Annotated in this window: 21 protein-coding genes; 7 read left to right on the top strand and 14 right to left on the bottom strand. The window is 74.8% G+C overall.

The window, feature by feature from the left end; translation table 11 throughout:
• Positions 1-364: 364 nt before the first annotated feature.
• Positions 365-2,266: an N-acetylmuramoyl-L-alanine amidase gene (locus ABZ340_RS26065; RefSeq protein WP_358784309.1), complete on the top strand. Its 1,902-nt coding sequence runs from the start codon at positions 365-367 to the stop codon at positions 2,264-2,266.
• Between the two features lie 17 nt (positions 2,267-2,283).
• On the opposite strand, the gene ABZ340_RS26070 is transcribed toward ABZ340_RS26065, so the two are convergent.
• The 3 genes from ABZ340_RS26070 to ABZ340_RS26080 all read right to left on the bottom strand — a co-directional run bounded on the left by ABZ340_RS26070 (position 2,284) and on the right by ABZ340_RS26080 (position 4,189).
• The gene (locus tag ABZ340_RS26070) at positions 2,284-2,781 is read right to left on the bottom strand and encodes a hypothetical protein (protein ID WP_358784251.1); all 498 of its coding nucleotides are present in this window, start codon (positions 2,779-2,781) and stop codon (positions 2,284-2,286) included.
• A gap of 117 nt (positions 2,782-2,898) precedes the next feature.
• The gene (locus ABZ340_RS26075) at positions 2,899-3,804 is read right to left on the bottom strand and encodes a universal stress protein (RefSeq protein ID WP_358784252.1); all 906 of its coding nucleotides are present in this window, start codon (positions 3,802-3,804) and stop codon (positions 2,899-2,901) included.
• 142 nt (positions 3,805-3,946) lie between these two features.
• Positions 3,947-4,189, bottom strand: a complete 243-nt coding sequence (locus ABZ340_RS26080; RefSeq protein WP_358784253.1) for a DUF397 domain-containing protein — start codon at positions 4,187-4,189, stop codon at positions 3,947-3,949.
• Between the two features lie 243 nt (positions 4,190-4,432).
• Here ABZ340_RS26080 and paaK point away from each other — a divergent pair, with 243 nt between their 5' ends.
• Positions 4,433-5,734: a phenylacetate--CoA ligase PaaK gene (paaK, locus tag ABZ340_RS26085; RefSeq protein WP_358784254.1), complete on the top strand. Its 1,302-nt coding sequence runs from the start codon at positions 4,433-4,435 to the stop codon at positions 5,732-5,734.
• A gap of 147 nt (positions 5,735-5,881) precedes the next feature.
• On the opposite strand, the gene ABZ340_RS26090 is transcribed toward paaK, so the two are convergent.
• Positions 5,882-6,424 (bottom strand): DUF1707 domain-containing protein, encoded by a 543-nt coding sequence (locus ABZ340_RS26090; RefSeq protein ID WP_358784255.1) that lies wholly within the window; start codon positions 6,422-6,424, stop codon positions 5,882-5,884.
• Between the two features lie 133 nt (positions 6,425-6,557).
• On the opposite strand from ABZ340_RS26090, the gene ABZ340_RS26095 reads away from it, so the two are divergent.
• Both ABZ340_RS26095 and ABZ340_RS26100 read left to right on the top strand, forming a co-directional pair.
• Positions 6,558-6,683, top strand: a complete 126-nt coding sequence (locus ABZ340_RS26095) for a hypothetical protein (RefSeq protein WP_358784256.1) — start codon at positions 6,558-6,560, stop codon at positions 6,681-6,683.
• Positions 6,684-6,834: 151 nt separating this feature from the next.
• Complete coding sequence (locus ABZ340_RS26100) at positions 6,835-8,613, top strand: serine hydrolase (RefSeq protein WP_358784257.1); 1,779 nt, start codon at positions 6,835-6,837, stop codon at positions 8,611-8,613.
• A gap of 81 nt (positions 8,614-8,694) precedes the next feature.
• Here ABZ340_RS26100 and ABZ340_RS26105 read toward each other — a convergent pair whose 3' ends face one another.
• The 4 genes from ABZ340_RS26105 to ABZ340_RS26120 form a co-directional block, all read right to left on the bottom strand.
• Positions 8,695-8,886, bottom strand: a complete 192-nt coding sequence (locus tag ABZ340_RS26105; RefSeq protein ID WP_029387135.1) for a DUF2795 domain-containing protein — start codon at positions 8,884-8,886, stop codon at positions 8,695-8,697.
• Positions 8,887-8,970: 84 nt separating this feature from the next.
• A complete protein-coding gene (locus tag ABZ340_RS26110) occupies positions 8,971-10,548 on the bottom strand; it encodes an NAD(P)/FAD-dependent oxidoreductase (RefSeq protein ID WP_358784258.1) in 1,578 nt (525 codons plus the stop codon).
• Between the two features lie 90 nt (positions 10,549-10,638).
• Complete coding sequence (locus ABZ340_RS26115) at positions 10,639-12,894, bottom strand: serine/threonine-protein kinase (RefSeq protein WP_358784259.1); 2,256 nt, start codon at positions 12,892-12,894, stop codon at positions 10,639-10,641.
• A 491-nt stretch (positions 12,895-13,385) separates the two neighbouring features.
• Positions 13,386-13,760 (bottom strand): ferredoxin, encoded by a 375-nt coding sequence (locus ABZ340_RS26120; protein ID WP_358784260.1) that lies wholly within the window; start codon positions 13,758-13,760, stop codon positions 13,386-13,388.
• 140 nt (positions 13,761-13,900) lie between these two features.
• Here ABZ340_RS26120 and ABZ340_RS26125 point away from each other — a divergent pair, with 140 nt between their 5' ends.
• From ABZ340_RS26125 to ABZ340_RS26135, 3 genes are all read left to right on the top strand, one after another.
• On the top strand, positions 13,901-14,305 hold the full coding sequence (locus tag ABZ340_RS26125) for a ChaB family protein (RefSeq protein ID WP_358784261.1): 405 nt from the start codon (positions 13,901-13,903) through the stop codon (positions 14,303-14,305).
• Positions 14,306-14,342: 37 nt separating this feature from the next.
• Positions 14,343-14,708 (top strand): DUF6479 family protein, encoded by a 366-nt coding sequence (locus ABZ340_RS26130; protein ID WP_358784262.1) that lies wholly within the window; start codon positions 14,343-14,345, stop codon positions 14,706-14,708.
• A 70-nt stretch (positions 14,709-14,778) separates the two neighbouring features.
• A complete protein-coding gene (locus tag ABZ340_RS26135; RefSeq protein WP_358784263.1) occupies positions 14,779-15,129 on the top strand; it encodes a hypothetical protein in 351 nt (116 codons plus the stop codon).
• 126 nt (positions 15,130-15,255) lie between these two features.
• Here ABZ340_RS26135 and ABZ340_RS26140 read toward each other — a convergent pair whose 3' ends face one another.
• The 6 genes from ABZ340_RS26140 to ABZ340_RS26165 form a co-directional block, all read right to left on the bottom strand.
• Positions 15,256-16,428 carry a CoA transferase gene (locus ABZ340_RS26140; RefSeq protein ID WP_358784264.1) on the bottom strand — a complete coding sequence of 391 codons (1,173 nt, stop codon included), beginning with the start codon at positions 16,426-16,428 and terminating at the stop codon, positions 15,256-15,258.
• A gap of 220 nt (positions 16,429-16,648) precedes the next feature.
• Positions 16,649-17,689: a LacI family DNA-binding transcriptional regulator gene (locus ABZ340_RS26145; RefSeq protein ID WP_358784265.1), complete on the bottom strand. Its 1,041-nt coding sequence runs from the start codon at positions 17,687-17,689 to the stop codon at positions 16,649-16,651.
• 118 nt (positions 17,690-17,807) lie between these two features.
• Positions 17,808-18,770 (bottom strand): aldo/keto reductase, encoded by a 963-nt coding sequence (locus tag ABZ340_RS26150; protein WP_358784266.1) that lies wholly within the window; start codon positions 18,768-18,770, stop codon positions 17,808-17,810.
• Positions 18,771-19,050: 280 nt separating this feature from the next.
• Positions 19,051-19,887: a sugar phosphate isomerase/epimerase gene (locus ABZ340_RS26155; protein ID WP_358784267.1), complete on the bottom strand. Its 837-nt coding sequence runs from the start codon at positions 19,885-19,887 to the stop codon at positions 19,051-19,053.
• 78 nt (positions 19,888-19,965) lie between these two features.
• Positions 19,966-20,895, bottom strand: coding sequence for a sugar phosphate isomerase/epimerase (locus ABZ340_RS26160; RefSeq protein ID WP_358784268.1), 930 nt, complete (start codon positions 20,893-20,895; stop codon positions 19,966-19,968).
• The gene (locus tag ABZ340_RS26165) at positions 20,892-22,103 is read right to left on the bottom strand and encodes a Gfo/Idh/MocA family oxidoreductase (RefSeq protein WP_358784269.1); all 1,212 of its coding nucleotides are present in this window, start codon (positions 22,101-22,103) and stop codon (positions 20,892-20,894) included. Before ABZ340_RS26165 ends, ABZ340_RS26160 begins: the two co-directional genes overlap by 4 nt.
• Positions 22,104-22,263 lie beyond the last annotated feature (160 nt).

The raw sequence follows: 22,263 nt of genomic DNA on the forward strand, positions 1-22,263 counted from the left end.
GGGCGGCGGTTGCCCCGCGGGGCGGGGGTGGCGTCGGTCGGGGGGGCGCCCGACCGGACAGGGGCGCACCGCGGACCTTCGTGTGCCGGGACCCGGCGCGCGACGCCCCAGTGGTGTACGCCACTGACGCCCCGCAGGCCCGGAGCGCACCCACCGCGAAACCCGCCCCTCCCCTCGGCTGACGTCGGATTTCTCCTGTCCACGGGCACGATTGACGGATCGTCGGACCGCCGGTACCACTGACCCAGTCCGGCCCCGCACACCCCGCCGTGCCCGACCGCCCCAGGAGGCCGCTTTGCGAGGTTCCGTCACCGACGCCGGCTCCACCCCCGATCCCGGACGTCCGCGCCGCGCGGTCCGCGCCATGGCCGTGGCGGCGCTGCTCCTGCCGCCGCTGCTCGGCGCGGCCCCCTCCGACGCCCGGCCCGCGCCCGGCGACCGTCTCCAGCGGGCGTTCGCCGCGGCGGCGGCCGAGTACCACGTGCCGCAGAGCGTGCTGCTGGGCGTGGCCTACCTCCAGTCCCGCTGGGACGCGCACGGCGGCGCCCCGAGCGTGACCGGCGGCTACGGCCCGATGCACCTCACCGACGCCCGCGCCGCCCTTGCAGAAACGTCACATCACGACCAGGGCACCGAGGACCCCCGCGGCGACGACGCCCGCGCCCCGCTGCGTCCGCGGCCCGCACCCCCGGACGCCGGCGCCCTGCCGGCCCGGCTGAGGACGCTGCCGAGGGCGGCGGAGCTGACCGGACTGAGTCCCGAGGCCCTGCGGACCGACCCGGCGGCCAACGTGGCGGGCGGTGCCGCGCTGCTGGCCGCCGCCCAGCGGGAACTGGGCGAGCCGCCGAGCCGGGACCCCGCGGACTGGTACGGGGCGGTGGCCCGGTTCTCCGGCGCCGACGACACCGCGACGGCCGCGGCGTACGCCGACGACGTGTACGAGGTGATCCGCACGGGTGAGCGGCGTACGACGGACGCCGGCCAGCGGGTCGCCCTGCCGGCGCGGCCGGACGTCGAGCCCGACACCGCGCAGCTCGCGGGCGCGGGCCTGCGCGCCCCCTCCGCCGCCGGCACGGAGTGCCCGAAGACGGTGTCCTGCGAGTGGATCCCGGCGCCGTACGAGGAGTTCGGGGACGGCGACTACGGCAACCACGACCTGGCGGACCGGCCCGCCTCCCCGGCCATCCGCTCCATCGTCGTCCACGACACGGAGGGCGCCTGGGACGGGGTGCTGAACATGGTGCAGGACCCCACCTACGTCTCCTGGCACTACACGCTCCGCTCCACCGACGGGCACATCGCCCAGCACGTGAAGACGAAGGACGTGGCGTGGCACGCGGGCAACTGGTACGTCAACGCGGGGTCGATCGGCCTGGAGCACGAGGGGTTCCTGGCGGAGCCGGACGCCTGGTACACGGAGGCGATGTACCGCTCCTCGGCGCGGCTGGTGAAGTACCTGGCCAAGAAGTACGGCATCCCGCTGGACCGGCAGCACGTCCTCGGCCATGACAACGTGCCGGGCCCGACCGCCGGGTCGATCCGGGGCATGCACACCGACCCGGGCCCGTACTGGGACTGGCGGCACTACTTCCGGCTGCTGGGCCGGCCCTTCGAGCCCACCGCCGGCCGGAACGCGGACCTGGTGACGATCCGCCCCGACTACGCCCGCAACCGGCCCGGGTACACCGGCTGCGCGGTGCGGGGCGAGCCGTGTGCGGCGCACGGTTCCAGCGCGGTGCGGCTGTACGCCGACCACGATGAGAAGGCCCCTCTGATCAAGGACATCGGCCTGGGCACGGCCCCGACGACCGGGGTGAACGACCTGTCCTCGCGGGTCTCCACCGGCCAGCAGTACGCGGTCGCCGACCGGTGGGGCGACTGGACGGCGATCTGGTACCTGGGCCAGAAGGCCTGGTTCCGCAACCCGGCGAAGAACCCGGTGGCGGTGCCCGCGGCGGGCCGGACGGTGACCCCGAGGGAGGGAGTGGAGAGCGTCCCGGTCTACGGGCGCGCCTACCCGGAGAAGGCGGCCTACCCGGCGGACGTGCCCGCCCAGGCGGTGTCACCGCTGCCGTACACGCTGCCGAAGGGCCAGCGGTACGTCGTCGGGGACGAGGTGCCGGGCACGTACTACTACGCGGTCGCCTTCGACCCCGGCACGCACCGGACGGTGACCGGCGAGGACCGGTACTACCAGATCCAGTTCGGCCACCGGATCGCGTTCGTGCGCGCCGCCGACGTGCGGGTCGTGCCCTCGCAGGGGTAAGCGCTCCGGCGGGCCGGTCAGCCCTGCTGGAAAAGCTCCGCCGGGAGCGGCTTCAGCAGGGCGTACAGGTCGTCGGTGATGGGACGGTCCCAGGCGGCGATGGTCACCAGCACGTTGTCGCTGCGGTCGAACTGCACGCAGGAGATCCGGCTCTCGGAGAGCTTGAGGCGGCGCACGATCAGCAGGTTGTCGCCCTGCATCACCGGCACGTCCTCGGTGCCGACGACGGTCACCTCCTCGTCGTTCTCCAGGGCCAGCAGCAGCTGGCCCACCTCGAAGGGGACCTGGCCCTCGGGGAGGTCGCGGGCCGGGGAGCCCTCGGGCAGATTGCCGATGATCATGGCGGGGCCGCGGCCGCCGAACAGGTCGTACCGCAGGAAGACGCCCTGGCAGGTGCCGTCGGGGGCGGGCAGCAGCCCGGCGCCCAGGTTGCCGGGCCAGTCGCCCGGGTCCATGGCCAGTACGTCGAAGTCGGGCCCGGCGGGGGTGGCACTGCGGCGGCGGAGGAACGACATGCCGCCATGGTACGTGCCCGGACCCGCCCGGTGGTGTGCGGGCGGCGCCCCGTTCGGGCGTCCGCCGGGCCTTTCCCGCGTCCGCCGGGCCTCGCGGCGGCGGGGTCCTCGCCCGTCTCACTCCTCCGGGGGCGCCGGCGGCACCACCGCGACCGGGCTCGCCGCGTGCAGCAGTACGGCCTGGGCGACGGAGCCCATCATGCGGACGGGGGCCAGCAGGCGCCGCCGGTGGCGGCCGACGACGACCAGGTCGGCGTCCTTGGAGGCGGCGACGAGGTGGCCGGCGGCGTCCCCCGGCACCACGTGGACCCCGGCCCGGACGCGGGGGTGGCGTTCGCGGTGCGGGGCGAGGAAGCCCTCGGCGAGGCTGCGGGTCTCGCTCTCCACGGCGACCTGGTCGATCACCGGCGACACGAGTACGTCGGGGGCGGCGGCCCAGGTCTGCGCGGGCCACGGGTAGGCGGCGATCACCTGGAGGCGGGCGTCGCGCAGGGCGGCCTCGGCGAAGGCGAACGCGAGCGCGGCCTCGTCGGGGCTGTCCACGTGCAGGCCGACGACCACCCGCGGGCCGGGCTCCTCGGGGGCCTCGCCGTGGACCTCGCGTCCGGGGCGGGGCACCACGACGACGGGGCACTCGGCGTCGCGGGCGGCGGCGAGGCCGTTGGAGCCGAGCAGCAGGCTGGCGAAGCCGCCGCGGCCCCGGGAGCCGAGCACCAGCAGCTGGGCCTCGGCGCCGAGTCCGGGCAGCACGGCACCGGGCGCACCCTCCGTGCCGACGTACTCCGCGCCGGTCCCCTCGCCTCGTTCCCGCAGGCGGGTGCGGGCCCGGTCGAGCACCGGGTCGTCTTCGGGGTCCGGGAGGCCGGCGGCCAGGACGTCGGGCCGGGCCCAGGCGGCGTACTGCCGCACGTGCACCACCCGCAGCGGCGCCCGGCGCCTGCGGGCGGCGTCGAGGGCCCAGTCGAGGGCGCGCAGGCTGTCGTCCGACCCGTCGACCGCCGCGATGACCGGCAGGCTGCTCATGGGGTTCCTCACCTCCGGGGATACGACCTCCCCCCTCCCGGGCCAGCCTCGCTCAGGCCCCGGCCCGTCGGGGGTGCTCACGGTCGCGTGTCCGGAAAATCGGGGAGAACACCCCCGGATCGGCCGGTCGGCCGCAGGGAGGTCAGGTGAGGTCGAACTCCCCCTCCCGCGCTCCGGAGACGAACGCGCCCCACTCGGCGGGGGTGAAGATCAGGGAGGGACTTTCCGGGCGGGCGCCGTTCCGCATGGCGATGAACCCCTCGACGAAGGCGATCTGTACATCCCCCAGGCCGCGGCTGCCGGACTGCCACTGCGCGTTGCTGAGGTCCAGCTCCGGCTTGTCCCAGCCCATGAGCGGGCGCTGGTGGGTGGTGCTCTCGGCCACGTCCGTGCTCCTCCCGAGTCGTCGTCCGCGGCCAGCCTAGCGATCTGTTCCGGGCGCCGACAGGCCACGTGAGCGGTGCCTTTCGGTTCGGCGCGGGTCCTCGCACCGGTCCGTCCTCGTGGCGGCGCCGGGAAAACACCCCCTGCCCTCTTGCTCCGGGCGCGCCGGCCTGGATTACTGATCTCCGGATCTCGACCGAATGATCGGTCGCCCGTGGGGAAACGGCCGGTGAGGAGGCGCCCGATGGCGGATGCGACGGCGGAACTGCTGGACGCCGGGGAACGGCTCGACGCCGAGGCGCTGCGGGCGCTGCAGCTGGAGCGGCTGCGGTCGTCGCTGCGGCACGCCTACGAGAACGTGCCGTTCTACCGGGAGTCCTTCGACCGGGCGGGGGTGCGTCCGGAGGACTGCCGTTCGCTCTCCGATCTGGCGCGGTTCCCGTTCACGGTCAAGGGGGACCTGCGGGAGCACTACCCGTACGGGATGTTCGCGGTGCCGCGCGAGCGCGTCCGCCGGATCCACGCCTCCAGCGGCACCACCGGGCAGCCCACGGTCGTCGGTTACACCGACGGCGACCTGTCGGTGTGGGCGGACATGGTGGCCCGCTCGATCCGGGCGGCCGGCGGGAGGCCCGGGGACGTGGTGCACGTGGCGTACGGCTACGGGCTCTTCACCGGCGGCCTGGGCGCGCACTACGGCGCGGAACGGCTGGGCTGTACGGTCGTCCCGGCGTCCGGCGGGATGACGTCCCGTCAGGTGCGGCTGATCCAGGACCTGGAGCCCCGGATCATCATGGTCACCCCCTCCTACATGCTCACGCTCCTGGACGAGTTCGAACGGCAGGGCGTCGACCCGCGCGGCACCTCGCTGCGGGTGGGGGTCTTCGGGGCGGAGCCCTGGACCGAGGAGATGCGGCGGGAGATCGAGGAGCGGTGCGCGATCGACGCGGTCGACATATACGGGCTGTCGGAGGTGATCGGCCCGGGTGTCGCACAGGAGTGCGTGGAGACCAAGGACGGTCTGCACGTCTGGGAGGACCACTTCTACCCGGAGATCGTGGACCCGGTCACGGGCGAGGTGCTTCCGGAGGGCGAGGAGGGCGAGCTGGTGTTCACCTCGCTGACCAAGGAGGCGATGCCGGTGATCCGGTACCGGACGCGGGATCTGACGCGGCTGCTGCCGGGCACGGCGCGGGTGTTCCGGCGGATGGAGAAGGTCACCGGCCGCAGCGACGACATGGTGATCCTGCGCGGGGTGAACCTCTTCCCCACCCAGATCGAGGAGATCGTGCTGCGCACGCCGGGGGTCGCGCCCCACTTCCAGCTGCGGCTCACGCGGGAGGGCCGCCTGGACGCCCTCACGGTGCGGGCCGAGGCGCGCCCCGGCGCCGGTCCGCAGGTGCGGGAGGCGGCGGCGCGGTCCATCGCGGCGGCCGTGAAGGACGGCATCGGGGTGTCGGTGGACGTGGAGATCGTCGATCCGGAGTCGCTGGAGCGGTCGGTGGGCAAGATCCGGCGGATCGTGGACCTGCGGCGGCCGCGCTGACGCCGTCCTCGCCTGCTCGGCCCTGACGACGAGGACTCCGTCCTGACCGAGGAAGCCCTCGGCCGTTTCCCGGACCGGTTCCTCGCCTCCGACGTGTTCGGACCGTCCGGGACACGGCCCACCGCAGGCTCGTGCCGGACGGAGCCTTCAACGCCACGCGTGGCGGATCTTCAGCCGTCCGAATCCCATGGTCCCGGAGATGCGGATCTTCGGCCCGCCGGGGCGGGAACGCCGCAGGGCCTTGTAGCGCAGTTCCTTCCACCCGGTGTGCAGACCCTCGACGTCGACCACCGCGTCGCGAGGCACCGTGATCCTGGCCCCGCCGGTTCCGAGGTGCAGCTCGATGTCGACGACCGGATGGTCGATGATCGCCCGGGACAGATCCAGGCGCACCCTTCCGTACGCGGACCCGGCCTTGAGGACCCGAGGCACCCGCCATGCGCCCCGCCGCCGGATCCGCCCGCCGGCGGCGGCGATCGTCGACGTGGTGCCCGGGCGTTCCTTCGGGAGCGAGGCCAGGGCCGACGCGAGTTCGCCGTGCGTCTTGGCGGTGAGTACCCGGTCGAGACGTTCGTCCATCTCCTCGTGCGAGATGCGCTCATCGGCGTACGCCTCCTGCAGGCGCTGCAGGGCCGCCTCGCGGTCGTCTTCGTCGAGCAGCGGTAACGGGTCTTCCGACGGAGAGTCCACCGTCTCACCCTAGTGCCGCGCCGATGAGATGAAGGTGCCGGGGACCGAAGCGGGCAAGGCGTCCGGCGCGCAGGCCGGCGCACGTTGCCGGTCGGCGACCGAGCACTGGACGAGGACACAGCCGGCTCCAGCCGTGCTTCGGCCGGACGCCGCCGCCTGGCGCACGGTCCTGGCCCCCCTGACACCGGATCAGCGCCGGATGTTCGTGGACACCCTGCTCGCCTACGAGGCCGCCGTGAGCGGCGAGGAGCGCGGCTGAGCCCGTCCTCGGGCCCGTGCGGGGCCCGCGCACGCCCGCCCCATTGACACACCCCCTCACCGACAGGAAAGTTTCACCCCGCACGGCGTTCCACGGCACTCCACGGCTTTCTTGGAAAGACACTTTCAGCCTGGGCGGCGGGAGGCTTCCGATGACGGACGAAGCGACGAGCGGGATCACCCGGCGGCATCTGGGCGCCCGCGCCCTGGCGCTGGGCGGGGCACTGGCGATCGCGCCCTTCGCGGCCGGGCCCGCGGCGGCCGTCCCCGGCCGGGCCGAGCGGCGCCCCACCCTGCGCCACGGCAGCGCCGAACGCGCCGGACTGCTCCCGGCCCACCTGCGGCAACTCGTCACCGACGCCGAGGCGTTCCTCGGCCCCTCCCCCAAGCACCCCTGGTACGCGGGCGCCGTGCTGCTCGCCGGGCGCGGCGGCACCGTGGCGCTGCACGAGCCGATCGGCATGGCGGTGCGCTACCGGGCGTACGACGAGAAGACCGACACCGGCGTCGAGTTCCCGGCCGGGCAGCAGATCCCCATGACCCGGGACACCGTGTTCGACCTGGCATCGGTGTCGAAGCTGTTCACCTCGCTGCTCGCCGTGCAGCAGATGGAGCGGGGAAAACTGGAGCTGGAGGCGGCGGTCGCCTCGTACCTGCCGGAGTTCGGCCGGGCCGGGAAGCAGGACGTGACGATCCGTCACCTGCTCACCCACACCTCCGGTTTCCGTGCCTGGATACCGCTGTACAGCGCGCCGACGTACGAGGAGAAGGTCCGGCTGGTCTACGACGAGGCACCGATCAGCCCGCCCGGGACCGCCTACCTCTACTCCGACCTGAACCTGATCTCCCTCCAGCTGGTGCTGGAGCGGATCACCGGCCGCACCCTGGACACCCTGCTGCGCGAGGAGATCACCGGCCCGCTGGGACTGCGCCGCACCCGCTACAACCCGCCCGCCTCCTGGAGACCGGAGATCGCCGCCACGGAGGACGCCCGCAAGCCCTGGTCGGGCCTGGAACGGGGGCTGGTGTGGGGCGAGGTGCACGACGAGAACGCCCACAGCCTCGGCGGGGTCGCGGGGCACGCGGGGGTGTTCTCCTGTGCCTGGGATCTCGCGGTGCTCGCCCGGACGCTGCTCAACGGCGGCTCCTACGGCCGGGCCCGCATCCTGCGCCCGGAGTCGGTGGAGCTGATGTTCACCGACTTCAACACGGCCTTCCCCGGCGACGAGCACGGGCTCGGCTTCGAGCTGTACCAGCACTGGTACATGGGGGCGATGGCCACGCCGCGCACCGCCGGGCACACCGGCTTCACCGGGACCTCGCTGGTCCTGGACCCGACGACCGACTCGTTCCTCGTGGTGCTGGGCAACTCGGTGCATCCGGTGCGCAGCTGGCGGTCCGGTTCCGCGCCGCGGGTCGCCGCCGCGAACAACCTGGCGCGGGCCGTGCCGGTGCGCCCGGCACGGGGCCGGACCGCCTGGTTCTCCGGGATGCGCGGCGCCGCCACGGCCACCCTCGCGCTGCCCGCGCTGGACACCTCGTCCGGCGGGGCGCGGCTGACCTGCGATCTGTGGTGGGACACCGAGCCGGGGGCCGACGTCCTCGTCCTGGAGGCGACGGACGACGGCGGCTCCACCTGGCGGCCCGTCCCGTTCACGGCCGACCGCCCGGGCGAGGAGCCGCAGCAGCACCCGTCGGGCTCGGCCGGCGGCTGGTCCGGGCGCGTCTGGCACCGGGTCGCCGCCGGCCTCCCGGCCGCCCGCCGGCTCACGCTGCGCTGGCGGTACACGACCGACCGGCTGTACGTGGGCCGCGGGGCGTACGTCGACGGGCTTCGGGTCCGGGCGGCCGACGGCGTCCTCTTCGACGGGGCCCGCCCGGCGGACGCGGCGCGGATCGAGGCGGCGGGCTGGACGCCGTCGGCGGATTAGGGCCTGTCCCCTGTCCGCCTGCTCATCTGCCCGCCTTCTCGTCTGTCCGCCTTCTCGTCTGCCGCCTGCCCGCCTTCTCGCCTACTCGTTGAAGACGGCCTTCTGCACCTCGTTCGGTCCGTCGAAGCGGTCCTGCTTCAGGCCGTCGAGGCGGCTGACCACCTTCTCGTCCGCCTTGTTCTTCCGGGCACGTTCCACCAGGTGCTTCTTGTCCGTCGGGTAGTCCATGCCGCTGAGGGCCTTCTGCAGGTCGATGGGGCTGAGGTCCGCCATGACAGCCTCCTTTTAGGGATATGTCACGGGATTTCCGTTATGCCGTATGTCGCGGTACCCCTCCCCCGGCGACGCATGCGTCCGTCAGCCGGCCGGCCGGTCCGGCGCCTCCAGCACCGCCATGGCCGCGTTGTGCCCGGGCACCCCGCTCACCCCGCCGCCGCGCACCGCGCCCGCCCCGCACAGCAGCACGTTAGGGTGGCGGGTCTCCACGCCCCAGCGGCCGGTGCCCTCCTCGGTATGGGGCCAGGACAGGTCGCGGTGGAAGATGTGGCCGCCGGGCAGCCGCAGCTCCCGCTCCAGGTCGAGCGGGGACTTCGCCTCGATGCACGGCCGCCCGTCCGCGTCGTCGGCCAGGCAGCCGGCGAGCGGCTCGGCCAGGTGGGCGTCGAGCTGGGCGAGCGTCGCCTCCAGCAGTTCCTCGCGCACGGCGTCGTTGTCCCGGGCGAACAGCCGGGCCGGGGTGTGCAGGCCGAAGAGGGTGAGGGTGTGGTGGCCGCGTCCGGCCGGGCCGGGGCCGAGGATCGTGGGGTCGGTGAGCGTGTGGCAGTAGAGCTCCGCGGGCGGGACGGCGGGCGGACGGCCGGCCGCCGCCTCGGCGTGGGCGGTGGCCAGTTGCCCGTACCCCTCGGCGACGTGGAAGGTCCCGGCGAACGCCTCGCGCGGGTCGACCGCGCGGTCCCGCAGCCTCGGCAGCCGTGTGAGCAGCATGTTCACTTTGAGCTGGGCGCCTTCGGCGGGGGCGGGGGCCTCGTCGCCGGTCAGCGCCGCCAGCTCGTGCGGGGAGGCGTTCACCAGGACGTGCCGGGCGGCGGCGACGCCCTCCCCGTCGGCGGTCCGGTAGGCGACCTCGGCCGACCGGCCGTCCGTGGTGATCCGTACCGCCTCGTGCCCGGTGGCGATCTCGGCGCCCGCCGTGCGGGCGGCGGCGGCCAGCGCGCCGGTCAGGGCGCCCATCCCGCCGACGGGCACGTCCCAGGCGCCGGTGCCGCCGCCGATCACGTGGTAGAGGAAGCAGCGGTTCTGTTTCAGCGAGGGGTCGTGGGCGTCGGCGAAGGTGCCGATCAGGGCGTCGGTGAGGACCACGCCGCGCACCAGGTCGTCGGCGAAGTGCTCCTCGATCGCGACGCCGATCGGCTCCTCGAACAGGGCTCGCCAGGCGTCCTCGTCGTCGATCCGGCGGCGCAGTTCCGCCCGGGTGGGCAGCGGTTCGGTGAGGGTGGGGAAGACACGCCGGGCGACGCGTCCGGTCATGCCGTGGAAGCGCTGCCATGCCTCGTACGCGTGCTCGGAGCCGGTGACGCGGGCGAACGACTCGCGGGTCCGCCGCTCGCCGCCGCCGACGAGGAGCCCGGTGGGCCGTCCGTCCCGCTCGGCGGGTGTGTAGGAGGAGACGGCGCGGGCGCGGAGGCGGATGCTCAGGCCGAGGTCGCGCACGATCTTCCGGGGCAACAGGCTGACCAGGTAGGAGTAGCGGGACAGCCGGGCGTCGACGCCCGGGAACGGCCGTGCGGAGACGGCCGCGCCGCCGGTGTGGTCCAGCCGCTCCAGCACCAGCACCGAGCGTCCGGCCCGGGCCAGGTAGGCGGCGGCGACCAGGCCGTTGTGGCCCGCGCCGACGACGACGGCGTCGTACGTTCCCCGTGCCCGGTGTGCGGTCATGGTCCTTGCTAGCACGCGGTGATCGGACGCCGCCAGACCGTCGGCCGCCGGCGGTCCCGGCAGTCCCGGCAGTCCCGTCGGCCCCGTCGGTCAGAGGGCGCCCTGCCGCTGCCGTACCACCGCCACCCTGCGGTACAGCTCGACGGCCTCGGCGCCGCGGCCGAGCTGCTGCAGGCAGTGGGCCTCGTCGTCGCGGCTGGCCAGGGTGTCGTGGTGGCCGGGGCCGAGGATCCGCTCGCGGGCGGCGGCCACCGTGCGGTACTCGGCCAGCGCGTCGGCCCAGCGGCCCAGCCAGCCCAGGCCCACGGCGACCTCGCGGCGGCTGACCAGCGTGTCCGGGTGGTCGGGGCCGAGCACCCGCTCACGGATCGCGCACACCTCGCGGGACTCGGCGACCGCCTCCTCCCAGCGGCCGAGCCGCCCGAGGTTGACGCCGAGTCCGTGCCGGGCGCGCAGCGTCTCGGGGTGGTCGGGGCCCTGGACCCGGGCGCGGTCCCGCGCCAGTTCCCGGTAGAGCGCCAGCGCCTCGGCGCTGCGGCCGAGCCGGCCGAGGCTGATGCCGACCTCGTGGCGGGCCGCGAGGGTGTCGGGGTGGTCGGGGCCGAGCGCCCGGGCGCGGGAGTCGGCGACGTCCTGGTAGGTCCGCAGGGCCTCCTGCCAGCGGCCCAGCTGGCCGAGCGCGTAGGCCACCTCGAAACGGGTGACCAGCGTGTCGGGGTGGTCGGGGCCGAGCACGCGGGCGCGGGCGGCGGCCACCTCGCGGGCCATGCGGTGGGCGTCCTCCGGGCGGCCGAGCCGGCCCAGGTTGAAGGCGAGGTTGTGGCGGCAGCGCAGGGTGTCGGGGTGGTCGGCGCCCATGGTGCGTTCCCGGGCGGCGAGGACCGAGGCGTAGACCTGGTGGGCGTCGGTGTGGCGGCCCAGCCGGCCGAGGACGTACGCCATCTCCTGCCGGGCGGCGAGCGTGTCCGGGTGGTCGGGGCCGAGCACCCGTATCCGGGCCTCGGCCACCCGCTTGTAGGCGCGCAGCGCGTCGGCGACGCGGCCGGTGCGGCTGAGGGCGAAGGCGGCCTCGTAGCGGCTGGCGAGGGTGTCGGGGTGGTCGGGGCCGAGCAGGCGTTCCCGCTCGGCGGCCACCGCGCGGTGCACCTCCCCCGCCTCCGGCCAGCGGCCGAGGCGCCCCAGGCTCAGGCCGGCGTTGTGGCGGCGCGCGAGCGCGGCGACGGCCTCGGGCGGCGGGGCGGGCCGTTCGTCCGGGACGGGCCGTTCGCCCAGGGCGGGTGCTCTCGCCCCGCCCGCCGCGGGCCGCGGGACCCACTCGTCCGCGAGCCCGGCCGCCGGGTGCGGGGGCGCGGTCCGCGGCCCGGGGCCGGCCGCCTTGACGCCCGTGGTCATGCCGTGGGTCCAGGAGGGCAGCCGCGCCCCGCGGCCCGCCGGCTCCAGGACCCGCGTCCGGTCGGCGGCGGCGATGGCAGCGGCGGCCGGGGCGTACGCCGGTGCCGTGCGGGCCGCGGTGATCCGGCGGCCCAGCTCCCGGGCGTCGCGCGGGCGCTGCCCGGGGTGCTTGGCCAGCAGCTCCAGGATGATCTCGTCCAGGTACTCGGGCAGTTCGGGGCGGTGCTCGCGCGGCGGGCGGGGCGGGGTGTCGCGGTGGCCGACGAGGACGGCCCAGGCGTCGTCCTGGTCGAACGGCGGCACTCCGGTGGCGATCTCGTACAGGACGCAGCCCAGCGAGTACAGGTCGCTGCGCCGGTCCACCCCGGTGCCGGCGATCTGCTCCGGGGACATGTAGTGCGGGGTGCCCAGGGCGATGCCGGTGCCGGTCAGCCGGGCGGTGAAGCCGACGTCGTGGCCGAGGCGGGCGATGCCGAAGTCGCAGATCTTCACGGTGCCGTCGGCCAGCCGCACGATGTTGGCGGGTTTCAGGTCGCGGTGCACGATGCCCTGCTCGTGGGTGTAGGCGAGGGCCGCGGCGACCTGCTCGGCGATGTCGACGACGTCGGCGACCGGCAGCGGATGGCCCTTGTTGTCCTCCAGGAGCTGGCTGAGGTTGCGCCCCCGGAGCAGCTCCATGACCAGGAAGAGGACGCCGTCGTACTCGCCGAAGTCGTGGACGACGGTCACCCCGCGGTGCTGGAGCGCGGCGGCCACCCGCGCCTCACGCCGGAACCGCTCCCGCAGCACGCGGGTGAAGGACTGTTCGTGGGCCGTGCCCAGCGGCTTGAGACACTTGACGGCGACGTGGCGGCCGAGCGACTCGTCCCGTGCCCGCCACACCTCGCCCATGCCGCCGCGCCCGATCCGGTCGAGCAGCCGGTACCGGCCCTGGATCAGCCTGCTGTCCCCCATCTCCTGCGCCCGCCCCCGTCGCTGGTTGTCCCGCCCTCCCCTGGTTCGTCCAGTATGGCGAGCTGTCGCCCGAGTTTGTACGGGGCCCGGTGCGGGCCGGCTCCGTGCCGGGCGCGGGCGCGAAGGAGGGGTTTGGGCGGGTCCCGCCGGTGCGGACGTGCGGGAACGGGCCCCGGCGGGGCGCCCGTGACGGGCGGGCGCCGGGTGACGGGGGCGGGGCCGGGGGCCGGTCTGCCGTACGGCTCGCGCACGCGGGAAGCAGGGCCGGGTACGTCAGGTGTGCCATGCGGTGCCGCGGCGGCTCGCACACCGGGGCGAGGAGTGCCTGCGCCGGGGGGCGGAGCGGGACGTCGTGCACATGGCGTGCCTCGTCTCCACGGCCGTCCCGGCCCGTGGGGCGGGCATGCCTGGGGGCCTTCGCGGACACCGGTCCGCCCCGGCCCGCGGCGCGGGGCGCGGGGGCCTCCGGAGGCGGACCGCTGCCCGCGCGGTCAGGCGAGGGTGGCGAGGAAGTCCGTGCAGGCCCTGGCGCAGGCGCGGCACGCCGCCGCGGTGTCCTCGGCGCCGGGGTGCCCGTCGAAGACGTGCGCGCTCTCCAGGCACACCTGCCGGCACCACTCCACCTGGACGCGGATCGCCTCCTCGTCCACCTGGTTCTGCTCGGACAGCACACGGCAGGTCGCGTCGCACACCTCCGCGCACATGATGCCCTTGCGTCGTACGAGTTCCTGGTTCTCGGTCCCGTCCGGGTCCACGAGGCTCGCGCGCACCGCGCACGCCCGGGCGCACTCCGTGCACGCCTGCGCACAGGCGAAGCGGTCCTCCAGGAACCGGAACAGCTCCTGCTGGGATGTCGTCGATGTCACAAGGCGCGGGTAGCCCTGGCGAGGGGGCGTCAAACCCGCCCGCCGCCCAGCGTTCCCAAGGGTTTCCGGCCGTTTTCCGCACCGCCGCGCCGGGCACCCGTGGACTCTTCCGCACACCCTGACGGACGGAGGTGGGTCCCGTGCCGGGACGTGAGGAACTGCCGTCGACCCTGGAGCGGTCGCCCGAGGAAGCCCAGCGCACCTGGATCAAGGCGCACGACTCGGCCGTGGCGGAGTACGGCGAGGGCGAGCGGGCGCACCGGGTGGCGTACGGCGCGCTGAAACACACGTACGAGAAGGTCGGCGACCACTGGGAGCGCAAGGAGGGCGGCCGCAAGGGCCCCTCGGATCCGCGCTCGGCCCGGCCGCGGCGGCAGGGCGGCCGCAGCGGCGAGGGCGTCGACGAGCAGGCGTCCAAGGAGCACCTGTACGACATCGCCCGGCGGCTGGGGATCGAGGGCCGGTCGCGGATGAGCAAGGCGGAGCTGCTCGACGCGGTCCGCAAGGCGAACCGTTCGCAGACGCGAGCGGCCCGGTCGGGGTGAGCAGGTTGGCCGGGGCCGCGCGGGGTACTCGCGTGCCATGACTACCGCATGGATGGATCTGGCCGCGGGCCGTGGCGCCCTCGGTGTCGGGCTGGTCGTGGCCGCCGTCGTGGTGGTGGCCCTGCTGATCGGCGCTTTCGCGATCGGCATTCGCAGCAAGCGCCGGGAGCCGCCCCGGCCGCGCCCGGAGGAGCAGCCCCGGCTTCCCGACGGAGGCCCGGTCCGAGAGGTGAGGGAGAACCGGGAACCCGACGAGATGCCCCGGACCGACGAGCGCCTGACGCCGCACGAGCTGAGGGGGCACGGCACCATGGGCGATCGTTCCGCCCCGACGGGCGAACGGCCCCGCTGGGACGAGGGCAGCAGCGGCTCGTTCGGCAGCGGCGGACCGGGCGCGCGCTGATCAGACGCCGTTCCGACCGCTGTGTCCCCGGCCGCGCTGCGCAGGCCGCCGTACAGAGGAAGTGAGAACCATGGCCGACCCCGCCCGCAACACCCTCCCACTGCCCGATTACGACCATCTGCCGATCGGCGGGCTGGAGAGCCGGATCCGGTCGCTGGGCGTCGAGGAGGTGGAGGAGCTGCTGGCGTACGAGCGGTCGCACGCCGACCGCCTGCCGGTGACGGAGGTGCTGGCATCCCGCCTGGAGCAGTTGAAGTCCGGTGCCGAGCCGTCGCCGGGCGACCCCGGCGCGCTGCGGCCCGAGCAGAGCGCGGGCCACGCGGGCTCCCCCGTGTCGCCGGCGACCTCCCCTCAGCCCATGAGCCCGCCGCCGCACGGCACCCCCGACCAGCGGGGCAAGCCGAAGGGGAACCGCACGTAAGGCGTGCGGTCCGCGCGCCGGCGCGGAAAGGCACCGGGCCGTCGCCCCGGTGACCCGGGCGTCCCGCGCGGCGACCGGCACACGCCCACCCGGCTGCCGTGGGGCAGCCGGGTGGGCGTTCGCGCGTCAGGCGTCCGGTTCCCGCCGGGCGGGGAAGACGGCGTCCGTGTGCTCGCCCAGCCCAGGCGGCGCGAGCCGGTAGCGCGCCGGGGTGGCGCCGAAGCGGACGGGGTGGGCGACCTGGGGGGTGCCGCCGGCGTCCACCACGGCCTGGAGGCCGAGGCGTTCGGCGTACGCGAAGGCCTCGTCGAGGGCGTTGACCGGCCCGGCCGGCACTCCGGCCGCGGGCAGGACCTCGGCCCAGTGGTCGGCCGTGCGGGTGCGCAGCCGTTCCTGGAGGACGGCGCGCAGGTCCGCCCGGTGGGCGACGCGGTCGGGGTTGGTGCGGAACCGCGCGTCGTCGGCGAGTCCGGGCCGCCCCAGCAGCGCGGTCAGCGCGGCGAACTGCCGGTCGTTGCCGACCGCGAGGGCGATCGGCCGGTCGGCGGCGTGGAAGGTCTCGTACGGCGCGATGCTCGGGTGGGCGTTGCCGAGCCGCCCCGGCACCACTCCGGCGGCCACGTAGCCGGAGGCCTGGTTCGCCAGCGCCGACAGCAGCGAGCCGAGCAGGCTCACCTCGACGAGCTGGCCGCGGCCGGTGCGCTCCCGGTGGCGCAGGGCGGCCAGGATGCCGAGGCAGGCGTGCAGGCCGGTGATGACGTCGACGAGGGCGACGCCCGTCTTGACGGGTTCCCCGCCGGGCTCGCCGGTGACGCTCATCAGGCCGCCGACGGCCTGGACCAGCAGGTCGTAGCCGGGCAGGGCCGCGCCCGCGCCGGTGCCGAAGCCGGTGACGGAGCAGTAGACGAGCCGCGGGTCGGCCGCGAGGAGTTCGCCGGGGCCGAGTCCGAGCCTGTCCATGGTGCCGGGGCGGAAGTTCTCCACGACCACGTCCGAGCGGGCGATCAGCTCGCGGGCCCTCTCCCGGCCTTCGCCGGTGGTCAGGTCCAGGGCGACGGAGCGCTTGTTGCGGTTGACGCCGAGGAAGTAGGTGGAGGTGCCGGAGGCGTCGGCGGGCGGGCGCCAGGACCGGGTCTCGTCACCGCTTCCGGGGCGCTCCACCTTCACGACCTCGGCGCCCAGGTCGGCCAGGAGCATCGTCGCGTAGGGCCCGGCCAGCACGCGGGAGAAGTCCGCGATCCGTATTCCGTGCAGCGCCCCCACGGACTCGTCGTCCCCCGTATCGCGGCTCGTCGGCATCCTCGGCTCCCTCTCTCGCTCCGGCCCCGGAAGCGGCGCGTCCCGGTCCCATGAACGACTTGTACGCGCCCGGCCGCGCTCCCACACGTGAGCTGCGCCACCCCGGCGCGCGACGCGGCGGGCGGTGCCCGATGCCTGATGCCCGGTGCCCGATCGCCGCACGAGCCTCACGGGCCGCACGAGCCGCACGGCCCGGGGGGCCGCACGGTCCGGTGAGGATTCAGGTGGTGCGGCGGACGACGAGTTCCGTCGGGAGGACGACACGTCGCGGCCGTTCCTCGCCGTTCACGGCCGCGACGACCAGCCGGGCCAGCTCTCCGCCCATCTTCTCCACCGGCTGCGCCACGGTGGTCAGCGGCGGATCGATCTCGCCGCTGCTCGGATCGTCGCCGAACCCGACGACCGCCACGTCGTCGGGCACCCGCCGCCCCGCGGCGCGCAGGGCGCGCAGCACCCCGTAGGCGACGGTGTCCGAGGCGGCCACCACCGCGTCCACCGGCACCCCGCGCTCCAGCAGCCGCGCCGTGGCCCGCGCGGCGCCCTCGGTGGTGTAGTCGCTCTCGACGACCAGGGCACCGTCCGGGCGCAGGCCCACGTCGGCCAGGCCACGCCGGTACCCCTGGTGGCGGTCGTGGCTCGATCGCATCGTCCGGACGCCGGTCACCATGGCGATGTGCCGGCGTCCCCGCTCGTACAGGTGGTGGACCGCGCGGCGGGTGCCGCCGGCGTTGTCGGCGTCGAGGTAGCGTGCTCCGGACAGTCCGAAAGGGCGGCCGATGAAGACCACGGGGACGCCGGATGCCTGGAGGGTCTGTCCGAGCGGGTCCCCGCGCTGCGGCGCCAGCAGCATCACCCCGTCGATGTGCCGGCCGCGCACATACTGCTCCAGCCACTGCCGGTCGTCCGCGCAGCGGCCCACGACCAGGACGAACCGGAAGGGTGTGGCCGCCAGTCCGGCGGCCACACCCTGGATCAGCCGGGTGAAGAAGGGCTCGCCGAAGACGTGTGTCTGGTCCTCGGGGATGACGACGCCCACGGCGTCCGCGCGGTCGGTGACGAGCTGCCGGGCGGCGAAGTTCGGTACGTAGCCGAGGCGTTCGATGGCGTCCTGGACGGCGCGGGCGCGCTCGCCGCTGACGGGTACCTCACCGCGCACCACGCGGGAGACGGTGGACGGCGAGACGCCGGCCAGCGCGGCGACGGCGGACAGCGTGGGACGCCGTGCCGGGCCCTCCCGCCGCGCTCCCCTGTCGTTCGTCACGATGCCTTCCCGCCCTGCCCCGCCCCGCTCACCGCACGGCCGCGCCGAGCCGGCGGTCATCTCCATGTGCCGATCATCCGATTGTAGGCAGGGGTCCGTCCGGCCCCGTGGCCGCCGGTCACCCCCCGTCGAGCCAGTACCGGCGGGGGGCGGCGAGCGGTTCCAGTTCGTCCCACAGGTCCCGGGGCACCGGCCAGGAGGCATGACGGAGGGTCTCGTCCACCCGCTCCGGCCGGGAGAAGCCGACGACGGTCGAGGCGATCCGCGGATCGCGCAGGGAGAACTGGAGCGCCGCCGCGGCGAGCGGCACGCCGTGGCGTGCGCAGACCCGTTCCATCTCCCGGATGCGGCCGAGCACTTCGAGCGGTGCCGGCCGGTAGGCGTACGAGGTGGTCCGTGCCGTGCCGCGGGCCAGCACGCCCCCGCCGAAGACCGCCGCGTTGACGACGGCCATCCCGCGCGCGTGGGCGTCGTCGATCAGTTCGCCGGCGCTGCGGTCGACGAGGGTCCAGCGGTTGTGGGTGATCAGGACCTCGAACACGCCGGTCTCCACGTAGCGGCGCATCAGGGGCGCGGGGCCGCCGGCCACGCCGATGTGGTCCACCAGACCTTCGCGCCGCAGCTCCACCAGCGTGTCCACCGGGCCGCCGGGCGCGGTGGCGTGGCCGAAGTCCATCCGCTCCGGGTCGTGCAGGTGGAGCAGGGGGAGCCGGGACAGGCCGAGGCGTTCCAGGCTCTCCTCCAGGGAGGCCCGTACCCGGGCGCCGGAGAAGTCCCCGTCCGGGCCGGGGTCGACCTTGCTGGCGAGGACGAAGCCGTCGGGCAGGCCGCCCTGTTCGGCCAGTGCGGCGCCGATGCGCCGTTCGCTCTCTCCGGCCCCGTAGTCGTTGGAGGTGTCCAGGAAGTTGATCGGTCCCGCCAGCACGCGCCGCACCGTGTCGACCGCCCGGTCGCGCGGCACCTCGTAGCCGAACGCCTCCGGCATGCTGCCGAGTACGGCACCGCCCGCGCACACCGCGGACACGGTCAGCCCGGTGCCGCCGAGGGGGCGCAGCCAGGGGCGCGCGTCCGGCCCGGTCATCGCGCGCCGCCCGCGGTGGGCACGGGAGCGCCGGCCGCGGCGCCGGCGGCCGACGGCGGCTTGGGGACACGGGCGGGGCCGTCCAGGGGCGGCAAGGGGTGAACCGGCACTGGGTTCTCCTCTCGTACGGGCGGTGAACGCGTCGGCGGCGGGGTGAGGCGGGATGGGATGGGATGGGATGAGTAAGCGTGCCCCAAGGCCCGGGCCTTGGGGCGTCCGGGCGTCCGGGCGTCCGGGCGTTTCACTCAAAGTCGCTCGGAGCCGCTCGGAGCCGCTCGGCTCAGAGTTCCCAGCGGGCGTGTCCGCGCGCCACGAGCGTACGGGCGTTGCCGTCGAGCAGTCCGTACGGGTCGAGGTCGGTGTCGTCGATCTCGGCGACGCACCAGCGCACGCTGCCGGGCAGGTGCCGCAGGGCCGCGGCGAGGTCCACGCGGCCGGTGCCGATGGGGGTCTGCGGCTGCCAGGGCTCGGCCGGACCGTCCTTGACGTGCAGGGCCAGGGTGCGTTCCCCGAGGCCGGTGAGGACGGCGGCCGGGTCGGCGCCGGCGGCCACCACCCAGTAGACGTCGAGCTCCGCGCGCAGCGCGTCGCCGGCGCGGGACCAGAAGCGGTCCCACGCGGTGGTGCCGTCGGGCAGGCGGGCCCATTCGAACCAGTGGTTGTGGTAGCCGAGGGCGATGCCGTGGGCCGCGAGTTCCTCGGCCGCGGCGCCCATGCGGGCAGCGAAGGCGTCGAGGGCGGCGACGCCGTCGGGAGTGGTGACGCCGGTGAAGGTGTCCTCGTCGAACGGGACCGGCCCGGCGACCATGTGGGGGTGCGGGACGAACACCGTGCCGGCGCCCAGGGCCCGGCACTCCTCGACGAGTTCGCCGAGGTCGCCGGGCAGCCCCGCGTGCACGGCGGAGACCGCGAGACCCGCGGTGTCCAGCGCGGCCCGCAGGGCGCGGACCTCCGCGAGGCGTTCGGCGGCGGACCGGCCGGGGGCGCACAGGCCGAACGGCTCGACGTACCGGAAGCCGATCCGCGCCAGGCGCGCCAGCGCGGCCGCGCGGTCGGCGGCGAGCTGGTCACGGATGCTGAAGAGCTGGACGGACAGGGGGACGGGGGCGGGAGACATGTACTTCCTGACTCGGGGGGGAGGGACCGGCGGCCGGCAGGGAGGGGCCGGGACCGGCAGGGGGACCGGTGGCCGGCGTCAGTCGACGAGGAGGGGCCGCAGGGTGCGGTGGGCGATGCGCAGGCCCTGGGTGACGCGCTCGGGGTCGCCGCTCCAGACGGGGTCCTCGTGCTCGACGGAGAGCGTGCCGGTGAAGCCGTGTTCGTAGAGCCGGTCCACGACGCGCCGCCAGTCCACCTGGCCCAGTCCGGGCACGCGGTAGCGCCACCAGCCCATGTCCCAGGGGTTGCCGTCCTTGGCGGTCTTGCCGAAGAAGCCGTAGCGCTGCCGGGCTGCGGCGTCCAGTTCGACGTCCTTGGCCTGGGCGTGGGCGATGCGGTCGATGTAGGGGGCGATGGTCTCCACCGGGTCGATGCCGATCCACGTCAGGTGGGAGGGGTCCCAGTTGAGGTAGAAGCCCAGGTCGAACATCCACTCCCACAGCTCGGGCGAGTAGGCGAGGTTCCCGGGGTAGCCGTCGGGGTGCCAGCCCTCCATGACGCAGTTCTCGATGACGAGCTTCACGTCGCGTTCGCCTGCGTACTCGACGAGTTCGGGCAGGATCCGCTCGGCCTCGGCGAGGTTGTCGGCGACCGGTTTGGTCCAGTCGCGGCCGATGAAGGTGCCGACGTGGGGAACGCCGAGGGCGTGGGCGGCGTCGATGGCGTGCCGCAGGTGGGTGCGGATCTCCTCGCGGCGCCGCGGGTCGGGGTGGAGGTTGTTCTCGTAGTAGGCGAGCGCCGACAGCTCCAGGCCGTGGCGGGCGAACAGGTCGCGGGTCTCCTCCGCCTGGCGGGGGCCGAAGTCGGCGACGGGCAGGTGGCCGGCCTCGAAGTCGCGTCCGCCGGTGGCGGGCCAGACCGCCACCTCCAGTGCCTGGTAGCCCGCCTCCCGCGCCCAGGCGGCGATCTCGGCCAGGTTCCACTGGGGCAGGCAGGCGGTCAGCATGCCGAGGGTGATGGTGCTCACGGTTCCACCTTCGTCCAGGTGTCGTTTTCGGAGGAACGCAGGACCGCCTCGACCAGCCGGGCCGAGCGCAGGCCGTCGGCGAAGGTCGGCAGTCCGTCCTCCTGTTCGGGGGTGAGGTCGCCGCGGACGGCGGCGTAGGTGTCGGCGACGAACGCCTCGAAGCACTGCGCGTACCCCTGGGCGTGCCCGGCGGGCAGCGCGGACAGGCGGCGCTGCTCGGCGGAGCCGTGTTCGGGGTCGCGGACCAGGATGCGGTGGCCTTCGGCACTGCCGAGCCAGGCCGTCTCCGGGTTCTCCTGGTCGAACACCGCGCTGCCCAGGGAGCCGTCCAGTTCGAACCAGAGGCGGTTCTTGCGGCCCGCCGAGACCTGGGAGACCACGGTGGAGCCGAGCAGGCCGCCGGCGGTGCGCAGCAGGACGGCGGCGCTGTCCTCGGTCCGTACGGGGACGCGTCCCGCGGCCGGGGCGGTCGAGCGGGTGAAGCTCGGGCCGGCGGGCGCCGGCCGGGTCGGTACGGCGATGGAGGTGCGGGCCAGGACCTCGGTGAAGCGCTCGCCGGTCACCCACTCCACCAGGTCGCACCAGTGGGAGCCGATGTCGGCGAACGCCCTGGAGGGGCCGCCGAGTCCGGGGTCGACGCGCCAGCTGGAGGCATCCGGAGAGAGCATCCAGTCCTGGAGGTAGCTGCCGTGCGCCAGGTACCACTCGCCGAACTCGCCGGCCAGCCGGCGGGCGCGGATCTCGCGCACCAGCGGGTGGTAGCGGTAGACGAACGGCACGGTGGCGACCAGGCCGCGCTCCTCGGCGAGGTCCGCCAGCCGCCGCGCCTGCCCGGCGTCGGTGCCCAGCGGTTTCTCGCACACGACGTGGCGGCCGGCGCGCAGCGCCGCCTCCGCGTACGGGGCGTGCGTGGCGTTGGGCGTGCAGATGTGCACGACCTGGACCCGGTCGTCGGCGAGGACGGCGTCGATGTCGTCGTAGGCGCGTGGGATGTTCCACCGCGCGGCGGTCTCGCGGGACCGCTCGGGCGTGGAGGCCAGGACGCCGACGACGTCGGCGCCCGCCAGGAGCGCGGCACGCCGGTGCACGGCGGCGATCATGCCGGCTCCGACAAGGGCGACGCCGAGGGGCTCGCGGCGGTGCGGCGCGGGCGGGCCGCCGGGCCCTCCCGGTGCGCCGGGTCCGTTCGGATCGCTGGGTTCGGTCACCCGAGGTCCTCCCGTGGGGTGCGGTCACTGTGGGTGTCTCACGCCCAGGTTCCGTCAGCAAGGACATTAAGCAGGGCCATTTACAAACACAAGAGTCACTATTTATTTTCTTTCCAGTCATTAATCGGGTCGTTAATGAGGGAAGACGGCCGCGTCAGGA

It is taken from the genome of Streptomyces sp. NPDC006134, assembly GCF_040628835.1.
Classification (GTDB): Bacteria; Actinomycetota; Actinomycetes; order Streptomycetales; family Streptomycetaceae; genus Streptomyces.

Coding starts and splice junctions, on each gene's coding strand:
- ABZ340_RS26065 (WP_358784309.1), top strand. CDS start 365: ATGGCCGTGGCGGCGCTGCTCCTGCCGCCGCTGCTCGGCGCGGCCCCC.
- ABZ340_RS26070 (WP_358784251.1), bottom strand. CDS start 2,781: ATGTCGTTCCTCCGCCGCCGCAGTGCCACCCCCGCCGGGCCCGACTTC.
- ABZ340_RS26075 (WP_358784252.1), bottom strand. CDS start 3,804: ATGAGCAGCCTGCCGGTCATCGCGGCGGTCGACGGGTCGGACGACAGC.
- paaK (WP_358784254.1), top strand. CDS start 4,433: ATGGCGGATGCGACGGCGGAACTGCTGGACGCCGGGGAACGGCTCGAC.
- ABZ340_RS26100 (WP_358784257.1), top strand. CDS start 6,835: ATGACGGACGAAGCGACGAGCGGGATCACCCGGCGGCATCTGGGCGCC.
- ABZ340_RS26105 (WP_029387135.1), bottom strand. CDS start 8,886: ATGGCGGACCTCAGCCCCATCGACCTGCAGAAGGCCCTCAGCGGCATG.
- ABZ340_RS26110 (WP_358784258.1), bottom strand. CDS start 10,548: ATGACCGCACACCGGGCACGGGGAACGTACGACGCCGTCGTCGTCGGC.
- ABZ340_RS26115 (WP_358784259.1), bottom strand. CDS start 12,894: ATGGGGGACAGCAGGCTGATCCAGGGCCGGTACCGGCTGCTCGACCGG.
- ABZ340_RS26130 (WP_358784262.1), top strand. CDS start 14,343: ATGACTACCGCATGGATGGATCTGGCCGCGGGCCGTGGCGCCCTCGGT.
- ABZ340_RS26135 (WP_358784263.1), top strand. CDS start 14,779: ATGGCCGACCCCGCCCGCAACACCCTCCCACTGCCCGATTACGACCAT.
- ABZ340_RS26140 (WP_358784264.1), bottom strand. CDS start 16,428: ATGCCGACGAGCCGCGATACGGGGGACGACGAGTCCGTGGGGGCGCTG.
- ABZ340_RS26150 (WP_358784266.1), bottom strand. CDS start 18,770: ATGACCGGGCCGGACGCGCGCCCCTGGCTGCGCCCCCTCGGCGGCACC.
- ABZ340_RS26155 (WP_358784267.1), bottom strand. CDS start 19,887: ATGTCTCCCGCCCCCGTCCCCCTGTCCGTCCAGCTCTTCAGCATCCGT.